Source organism: Tenacibaculum bernardetii (assembly GCF_029125915.1).
GTDB classification, from domain to species: domain Bacteria; phylum Bacteroidota; class Bacteroidia; order Flavobacteriales; family Flavobacteriaceae; genus Polaribacter; species Polaribacter bernardetii.
Genome location: NZ_JAQJCU010000036.1, coordinates 1 through 1,307, shown reverse-complemented (window position 1 = coordinate 1,307; position 1,307 = coordinate 1). Strand labels below are relative to the sequence as shown.

Below are 1,307 nucleotides of genomic sequence, written 5' to 3'. Positions count from 1 at the left end.
CTTAAGTTAGCAATTTAATAAAAAGGTTAAATTTAAGAGATATAAATCAGAAAGAATAAAAGAGAGAATTAAGGTTAATATATACGGTGAAGTATTGACTTCGACAACATTGATAATCCTCTCTCTTTTCTACTAACAATCACGTTCAGTTCTGTGAGACCTAGATCTCGATTTCAAGTTGTTGTGAGTCAAGTAGCTTATTCTTTCATAAAACAGTTCTTATGAATAAATATAAGGAAATTTTTGGAGTTGACATAAGTAAAGATGTATTTGATGTTCATGGAAGTAAAAGCGGCCATGATCAATTTAAAAATGATGCCTCTGGTTTTAAGGTCTTTCTAAAAAACCTTCCTAAAGAATCATTAGTTATAATGGAAGCTACGGGTTATTATCATTATCGGCTAGCTCAGTTTTTATTTAAACAAGGTATTTTAGTTTCGGTAGTGAATCCTTTATCGGTAAAGCGTTTCATTCAGATGAAATTATCTAAAGTAAAAACAGATAAAAGTGATGCCAAAGCCATTTGCGAATATGGACAAATAAATGAGGTTCCTTTATATACAGCTCTTACAGATGTACAAAGTGAATGCTTGCAATTGTTTCGTTTAATGGATAGTTTTATCAAGAAACGCACAGCAACCAAGAATAAAATACATGGAGAAGAAGTTTTAGGCATTCCTTCAAAATGGGTTTATCGTTCTTTGAAAAGAGATAAAAAACATTTAGATAAAGAGTTAAAAGGAATTGAAGAAAGGTTGCTGTCTTTGGTAAAACAAGAGCAGCAGGTACAGTTAACCTTATTAACCAGTATTCCAGGGATCGGACTTAAAACCGCCTTATTTATGCTAGTAATTACCGATGGTTTTACCAAGTTTGAAAACTCAAAACAACTTTGTAGTTATGTTGGTATAACACCTATAATACGAGAGTCTGGCAGTAGTGTAAGAGGTCGAAGTAGGATTAGTAAAGTTGGTAATAGAAAGTTACGTAATCTTTTGTTTTTGTGTTCCTTTAATGCCTGCAAACATAATAAGGCATGTAAAGATATTTATGAGCGTATTGTAAACAAAGGAAAGAGTAAAAAACTAGCATTAATAGCTGTTTCAAATAAGTTAATAAAACAAAGTTTTGCTATTGCAAAATCGGGTTTACCTTATGATGAAAAGTATATTTCGGTATTAGCTAAATAAGTAGTTATTATACAGGAAATAAAAACTTAAAATACCAAGTAATAGCATTTTGAGTCTAGAATATTATTGTGTAAATTTAATAAAGAAAAGGTTTGTTTTTTACCTCAGTTCTTTGTT

General features: G+C 30.6%; 1 protein-coding gene. It reads left to right on the top strand.

Translation table 11 applies throughout. The annotated features are described in order from the left end of the window. Positions 1-221 precede the first annotated feature (221 nt). Positions 222-1,190 (top strand): IS110 family RNA-guided transposase, encoded by a 969-nt coding sequence (locus P2G10_RS12725; RefSeq protein ID WP_275316974.1) that lies wholly within the window; start codon positions 222-224, stop codon positions 1,188-1,190. Positions 1,191-1,307: the final 117 nt, after the last annotated feature.